We start from the raw sequence: 7,616 nt of genomic DNA on the forward strand, positions 1-7,616 counted from the left end.
TGTGCGCCAATGCCTGCTTCACTGACGGCTCGCCTGCTGGCTAGCCGCCCGGACCAGAGGGGAAATGGCGTAATGGCAACGGTAGACCGCTGGCTGCTGCCAGATGGCATCGAGGAAGTACTGCCACCGGAGGCCGCGCGTATCGAGATCGCGCGGCGCCAGGTGTTGGACCTGTTCCAGAGTTGGGGCTACGAACTGGTCGTCACCCCGCATATCGAGTACCTGGAGTCGCTGCTGACCGGCGCCGGCCAGGACCTGGACCAGCGTACCTTCAAGGTGGTCGATCCGCAGTCTGGCCGTCTGATGGGCTTTCGCGCGGACTTCACGCCGCAGGTGGCGCGCATCGATGCCCACACCCTGCGCCGTGAAGGCCCGAGCCGCCTGTGCTACGCCGGCAGCGTACTGCACGCCCAGCCCCGTGCCCTGTCCACCTCGCGCAGCCCGATCCAGTTGGGAGCCGAGTTGTACGGCGATGCCAGCCCCACCAGCGACGTCGAAGTCATCAGCCTGATGCTCGCCACGCTGCAACTGGCCGATGTGCCGGATGTGCACATGGACCTCGGTCATGTCGGTATCTACCGCGGCTTGGCCCGTGCCGCTGGTCTTTCCGGTGCGGTAGAGCAGCAGCTGTTCGATGCCCTGCAGCGCAAGGCCGTCGATGAAGTGCAGGCGCTCACTGCCGATCTGCCGAAAGATCTGGGCAGCATGCTGCGTGCGCTGGTCGAGCTGTGCGGTGGTCGGGAAGTACTGGCCGAGGCCCGAGTGCGTCTGGGGCGTGCCCCGGCCAGCGTACTGGCAGCGCTCGATGACCTGCTGGCGATCGCCGATCGCCTGGCATCGCGCTATCCGGACCTGCCGCTGTACTTCGACCTCGGCGAGCTGCGCGGCTACAACTACCACACCGGTGTGGTGTTTGCGGTGTTCGTGCCGGGGGAAGGCCAGTCGATCGCCCAGGGCGGTCGCTACGACGACATCGGCGCCGATTTCGGCCGGGCGCGCCCGGCCACTGGATTCTCCACGGATTTGAAGACCCTGGTCACACTGGGGCGAGCGGAGGTCGTATTGCCAACTGGCGGCATCTGGATGCCCGACAGTGGTGATGCGGCCCTCTGGCAGCAGGTCTGCCAGTTGCGCAACGAGGGCCAGCGTGTGGTCCAGGCCCTGCCTGGCCAGCCGTTGAGTGCTGCCCTCGAGGCGGATTGTGATCGGCAATTGATTCAGCAAGACGGGCGCTGGCAGGTTCTGCCGCTGGCCCAGTGAGTTTCTGCGTCGGCAGTAGGCCGGCAACCAAGTTTGCGTGAATGAGGACCAATGTAATGGGTAAGAATGTCGTCGTCCTGGGCACCCAGTGGGGTGATGAGGGCAAAGGCAAGATCGTCGATCTGCTGACCGAACATGCTGCCGCCGTAGTGCGCTATCAGGGTGGCCACAACGCGGGCCACACCCTGGTGATCAACGGTGAAAAGACCGTTCTGCACCTGATTCCATCCGGCATCCTGCGTGAAGGCGTACAGTGCCTGATCGGCAACGGCGTGGTCGTTGCCCCCGATGCGCTGATGCGTGAAATCACCAAGCTGGAAGAGAAGGGCGTGCCCGTGCGCGAGCGCCTGCGCATCAGCCCGGCTGCGCCGCTGATCCTGTCCTACCACGTTGCCCTGGACCAGGCGCGCGAAAAAGCCCGTGGCGAAGCCAAGATCGGCACCACCGGTCGCGGCATCGGTCCTGCCTACGAAGACAAGGTTGCGCGTCGCGGCCTGCGTGTCGGCGATCTGTTCCACCGTGAACGTTTCGCTGCCAAGCTCGGTGAGTTGCTGGACTACCACAACTTCCAGTTGGTGAACTACTACAAAGAGCCGGCCATCGACTTCCAGCAGACTCTGGACGAGTGCATGGCCTATGCCGAGCAGCTCAAGCCGATGATGCTCGACGTCACCGCCGAGCTGCACAACCTGCGTCGCGCCGGCAAGGACATCATGTTCGAAGGTGCCCAGGGTTCGCTGCTGGACATCGACCACGGCACCTATCCGTACGTCACCAGCTCCAACACCACCGCTGGCGGTATCTCCACCGGCTCCGGCGTTGGTCCGATGTACCTCGACTACATCCTCGGTATCACCAAGGCCTACACCACTCGCGTGGGTTCCGGCCCGTTCCCGACCGAGCTGTTCGATGATACCGGCGCCACCTTGGCCAAGCGTGGTCACGAGTTCGGTTCCACCACCGGTCGTGCCCGTCGCTGCGGCTGGTTCGATGCCGTGATCCTGCGTCGGGCCATCGACGTCAACAGCATCTCGGGCATCTGCCTGACCAAGCTGGACGTACTGGACGGCCTGGAAACCATCAACATCTGCGTAGGTTACAAGGATGAAAATGGTGAAGTGATCGAAGCACCGACCGACGCCGACAGCTACATCGGCCTGCAGCCGGTGTACGAAGAGCTGCCGGGCTGGAGCGAGTCGACCTTGGGTGCCAAGACCCTGGAAGAGCTGCCAGCCAATGCGCGTGCCTATATCACCCGCATCGAGCAACTGATTGGCGCTCCGATCGACATCATCTCCACCGGCCCGGACCGCAACGAGACCATCGTGCTGCGTCATCCGTTCGCCTGATCCGCCTCCGGGCAGGTCTGACGCCGCGGTCCTGAAAAGGGCCGCGGCGTTTTTGTAAGTGCTGGCTTCGCGCGCTCGGAAGCTATTGCTTGAACTTGGCCGATTTCCCTGTCGACCCCGGCACACCTCTTGCTCCAACAATGCCTTCGTAGATGCCATCAAAATAGTGGCGCCAGAAAACACGAGGGTTACACCGTGTCTGCCATCTTTTCACTGTTACGAAGCCGCCTGTTGCGGCCCGTGTTTGTAGCGCTTGGTATCGCCCTTTTGGTGCAGGTGCTGGTTGCCGTGGTACTGACCCGGAGCACCGTTACCGCCCTGGAGGCCGATCTGGGCGAACGTTTGGGGGCTGACAGCCAGAAGTTGGCCGGCGAGCTCGAACAAGCCGGGCAGGATGTGCGCTCTGGCCTGGACAGTCTCTCCAGCAGCACCCGCCAGCGCCTCAGTGCTGGGCTGTCGGCTCGCCTGCAGGACGAGCAGCAGCAACTTCGGGTGACGCTGGAGAGCAGCCTGAAGGATTCGGCCAACGACATGGCCGAACTGCTGGCGTCGGTCGCGCCGCGGGCCATTTGGGACAACGATGTACCGACCCTGTCGGAGTTCGCCCGCCGAGCGCAGCGTAATCCCAACGTGCTGTTCGTGATCTATGACGATGCCGAAGGGCAGCATCTGACCCGCTATCTGAACCGGCAGAATCCGATCAACCAGGCCCTGATGGAGAAGGGGCAGGGTGAGCGGGCGCTGGACAAGGTGCTCGATGCCGCTCGTCGCGACCCTTCCGTCTACTACGTCGAGGCTTCGATCAGCCCGAATGGGGCGCAGATCGGCAAGGTCCTGATGGGCGTATCCACCGTCGCGGTCGAGCAACAGCTCAACGCGCTGGACCAGCGCTTCGCCACGCTGATCGGCAGTAGCGAGCAACTGGTGGGGGACAGCCTGGGCGCTGCAGCGGCCGACAGTGGCAAAGCCCTGCGCGAACGTCTGGCCACCGCCCAGGGCAGCGCTGTGGCCATGCAGGCCAATACCGCGCAAGCCGTGCGCGAAGCTGCCGAAACGCTGCGCTGGCGCATTGGTCTGGGGTTGGCGCTGGTGGGTCTTGGCGTATTGCTGGTGGTGGCTGTAGTGCTGGGGCGGCGGGTGCTCAGCAAGCTGCGCCTGCTGATCGCTGCGCTCGACGACCTGGCCGCTGGCGAAGGGGATCTGACTCGCCGTGTGCCCCTCGATAGCCGCGATGAGATTGGCGACATGGCCTCGGCGGTCAACCGCTTTGTCGACAAGCTGCAACCTATCGTCCGCGAGGCCGGCGAGGTGGCGCAGCGCACCGGTGTCGAGATCGGCACCATGGCCCAGCGCACTGCGGGTGCCGACGCCGCTGCCGCGCTACAGCGCGACGAAGTTGCGGCCAGTCTGCGCGATCTGTCGCACATGGCCGACGAGGCTCAGGCCGAAAGCCAGGCCATGCAGGCAGCCTTGCGCCAAGTGGTCGACATTCGCCAGGCGACGGATGAGAACAGCCGCACCTCGACGCAGTTGGCAGGGCTGATCGACAGCCTCGCCGGCCAGGTCGAGAGTGGTTCCCAGGTCATCGAACGACTGGCCCGGCAAAGCGAACAGATCGAGGTGGTGCTGACCGTCATCCATGGCATCGCCGAGCAGACCAACCTGTTGGCGTTGAACGCCGCCATCGAAGCGGCGCGTGCGGGTGAGAGCGGGCGGGGGTTTGCCGTGGTGGCGGATGAGGTGCGTGCCTTGGCGAGCAAGACTCAGCGTTCCACAGGCGACATCCAGGCGCATATCTCGGCACTGCAGCAGGGCGCCAAGGAAGCGGTCGCGACCATCAGTGAGGCCGGTGCCAGGGCCAGCGAAGGATTGGTGGTGCTGCGTGATAGCGAGCGCCGTCAGCAATCGGTGCAGGCAGCCGTAGAGCAGGTGCACGCGGCGATCGGCCTGGCCACGCGGGCGGCCGAGCAGCAGGCACAGGGGGCTCAGGCGGTTCGCGGGCGAGTGGAGAACATCCATGCCCAGGCTGAACGGTCCGCCGAGGTGGTGATGCAGACCACTGCCAGCAGCAAGGTGCTCGACGGGCTGGCTGCGCAGTTGCGGGCCAGCCTGGGGCAGTTCAGGGCCTGAGGGGGGGCGGCGTAGCTGCCATGAAGGGGCTACGCCTTGTTCAGGTACATCCGTGTGGTCAGCAGGTATACCGGCAGGCCCGAGACCACGATCAGCAGTGCGGCGTAGGGCGCTGCCGCGGCGAACTCGACGTTGGCGGTATGTGCCCAGACTTCCGTGGCCAGGGTGGTCATGCCGGTCGGACTGAGCAGCAGGGTGGCGGTCAGTTCCTTCATGGCGTCGAGGAACACCAGAGCGAAAGCGGCCGCCAGGGCTGGGAAGATGATCGGCAGGGTTACCCGGCAGAATGCCGCGAAGCTGCTGGCACCCAGGGTGCGTGCCGCCTCTTCGAGGGTCGGCGATGCCTTGTTCAGTGCCGTGCGTACCGGTGCCTGAGCCAGTGGCAGGAAGAGCAGGGCGTAGGCCAGCAGCAACAGCGCGGTGGTCTGGTAAAGCGCTGGTACGTAGTGCAGCGAGAACACCACCAGGGTCAGGGCGATCACCAGGCCGGGCAAGGCATGAAGCAGATACGGCAAGCGTTCTGCCCAGATCGCCAGGCGACCCTTGTAGCGCACCACCAGGAAGCTTACCGGCAGCGCCAACAGCACGCAGAATCCGGCGCCCCCGAGCGACACCGACAACGACGTCAGCAGCGCCTTGCTGATGGCCGCCACCGGAAACGCTGCCGACGACCCCACGCTCAACCAATAGCCGAGCATCGCCAGCGGAATCCCGCTACCGAGGATCGCCAGACCGAGACAGAACACCTGTGCCAGCGGCATCCAGCCACGCAGGCGTACCGGTTGACCTCGCCGTGCTACGCCCTGGCCGATCCGCACATGGCGGGCTTTGCCGCGCACGCGCAACTCCAGCCACAGCATCAACAGGCACAACACCAACAGCACTGCCGAAAGCATCGCAGCGTTGGCGTTGCTGAACTCCAATTCGAACTGCTGGTAGATCGCCGTGGTGAAAGTCTGCAGGCCAAGGATCGACAGCGCGCCGAACTCGACCAGCATATGCAGGGCGATCAGCAGTGCCCCGCCCAGAATCGAGGGCCACAGCAGCGGCAGGGTGATCTTGTAGAACACGCCCCAGCGGTTGCAGCCCAAGGTGCGTGCCGATTCCTCGACCGAGGTGTCGAGGTTGCGCAAGGTGGCCGCGACCGGTAGGAACACCAGGGGGTACTTGGACAGCGCCATGACCATGATCGCCCCGCCCAGGCCTTCGAAGTCCGAGCTCAGCGACACCCAGGTGAAACTGCTGACGAACGACGGCACGGCGAATGGCAAGCACAGCACCACGCCCCACAGTCGGCGACCGGGCAGGTTGCTGCGTTCGAGCAACCAGGCCAGGGCCAGGCCAACCACCATGCAGGTCAGCGTCACCCCGACCATCAACATCAGGGTGTTGCGCATCAGCCCCCAGACGAATGGGCGCCAGAGCAGGTGCAGGGCTTCGCGCCAGCCGGCTTCCCAGGCTTTCATGGCGACGTACAGCAGCGGTAGCAAGCTCATTGCCACCAGGAACAGCACAGGCAGCACCACCCAGATGGAGGGGCGCTTGCGGCGCGGCACGAAGCGTGCCAGCACCGGCTCGGACAGGGCGGCGGTCATCAGAGCAGGCCGACCTCACGTTCAAGCTCGATCGCTTCCTCGGCATTGCCCAGGTCCGCCGGCGAGATCTTCGGTGGGCGCAGGTCTTCGAACGGCTTCAGGCCACGATCGGAAACCATGCCCTTGTGCAGTGGATACTCGGCGGTGGTCTGAGTGATCACTCGCTGACCTTCTTCGCTGGCCATCCAGTTGAGCAGGGCCTGGGCTTCCTTGGGATGCTTGCTGGCTTTGACCGCGCCGGCACCGGAGATGGTCACCAGGTTGCCGGCATCGCCATCGGCCAGGTAGTACAGTTTGGAGTCGAGCTTGCCGCGCTCGCGCTCCAAGGCGTACCAGTAGTAGTTGTTGACCAGTACCGCGTCGACTTCACCTTTTTCCACGGCCTTCAGTGCGACCATATTGTTGGTGTAGGTCTTGCCGAAGGCTTTCAGGCCGGTCAGCCATTCTTCGGTGGCTTCGCGGCCGTGCATCTTGAGGATGGCCACCGCCTGCTCCTGGAACGCGCCGCTGGTCGGCACGTAGCCGACACGGCCATCCCATTCAGGGCTGGCGAAGTCCATCACGGTGGTCGGCAGATCTTTTTCGTCGACCTTCTTGGGGTTGAACACCACCACGCGGGTGCGCGCGGTAACGCCCATCCAGGTGCCATTGGCGCCGACGTACTCCTTGGGCAGCATGTTCAGCGTGGCGTCGTCGATCTTGGCCAGCAGGCCCAATTCGCCGAGATTGTTCAAGGGGGGCGATTCTTCGGTGTAGATGATGTCGGCCGGCGAGCGATCGCCTTCCTCGATGATCTGGCTGGCCAGCTGATTGCTGCTGCCCTTGCGGATATTGATATGGATGCCGGTCTTGGCCTCGTAGGCCTTGGCGATGGCTTCGCCGATCTCCTTGTGCTGGCCGTTGTACATGGTCAGCGTGACAGGCTCGTCTGCCATGGCGGCCGGAGCGCCGATCACCAGGCTCAGAACAGCAGCGGCCAGGGTGCGCATCAGCGGTTGCGGGCGGATCGTCATGCGGGTACTTCCTCGCTTACGGCTACATATTTGGCAACAATGGTAAACGAAATCGGTTCTCAAGTGGCCGGGTGACGAGAAATTCATGAGGGCTTTTTGACGGGCCAGTCGTCGGCGCAATGCCGGTAGGCGAGGGCGATGCAAAAATCGCAGGCAAGAAAAAACCCACTAGCAAGCTAGTGGGTTTTTATATGGTGCCCAGGAGAAGACTCGAACTTCCACGACCGTTAAGTCACTGATACCTGAAACCAGCGCGTCTACCAATTCCG

General features: G+C 64.0%; 5 protein-coding genes and 1 pseudogene. 4 read left to right on the top strand and 2 right to left on the bottom strand.

The features are described 5' to 3' along the window. The first annotated feature begins 72 nt into the window (after window positions 1-72). The 4 genes and pseudogenes from KY379_RS12685 to KY379_RS27395 all read left to right on the top strand — a co-directional run bounded on the left by KY379_RS12685 (window position 73) and on the right by KY379_RS27395 (window position 4,739). Window positions 73-1,260 (top strand): ATP phosphoribosyltransferase regulatory subunit, encoded by a 1,188-nt coding sequence (locus KY379_RS12685; protein ID WP_133324642.1) that lies wholly within the window; start codon window positions 73-75, stop codon window positions 1,258-1,260. Between the two features lie 56 nt (window positions 1,261-1,316). After that, window positions 1,317-2,609 (top strand): adenylosuccinate synthase, encoded by a 1,293-nt coding sequence (locus KY379_RS12690; RefSeq protein ID WP_133324640.1) that lies wholly within the window; start codon window positions 1,317-1,319, stop codon window positions 2,607-2,609. 1,011 nt (window positions 2,610-3,620) lie between these two features. Further along, window positions 3,621-3,833 (top strand): annotated as a pseudogene (locus KY379_RS27390) (methyl-accepting chemotaxis protein); the annotation flags it as partial. A 201-nt stretch (window positions 3,834-4,034) separates the two neighbouring features. Then, a complete protein-coding gene (locus KY379_RS27395) occupies window positions 4,035-4,739 on the top strand; it encodes a methyl-accepting chemotaxis protein (protein ID WP_397466174.1) in 705 nt (234 codons plus the stop codon). Between the two features lie 29 nt (window positions 4,740-4,768). Here the strand turns inward: KY379_RS27395 and KY379_RS12700 are convergent, their stop codons facing one another. Together KY379_RS12700 and KY379_RS12705 are read right to left on the bottom strand one after the other, a co-directional pair. Beyond that, window positions 4,769-6,334, bottom strand: a complete 1,566-nt coding sequence (locus KY379_RS12700; protein ID WP_133324636.1) for an ABC transporter permease — start codon at window positions 6,332-6,334, stop codon at window positions 4,769-4,771. Further along, window positions 6,334-7,347 carry an extracellular solute-binding protein gene (locus tag KY379_RS12705; RefSeq protein WP_133324634.1) on the bottom strand — a complete coding sequence of 338 codons (1,014 nt, stop codon included), beginning with the start codon at window positions 7,345-7,347 and terminating at the stop codon, window positions 6,334-6,336. Before KY379_RS12705 ends, KY379_RS12700 begins: the two co-directional genes overlap by 1 nt. Window positions 7,348-7,616 lie beyond the last annotated feature (269 nt).

It is taken from the genome of Pseudomonas sp. HD6422 (assembly GCF_025377065.1).
GTDB lineage: Bacteria > Pseudomonadota > Gammaproteobacteria > Pseudomonadales > Pseudomonadaceae > Aquipseudomonas > Aquipseudomonas putida_U.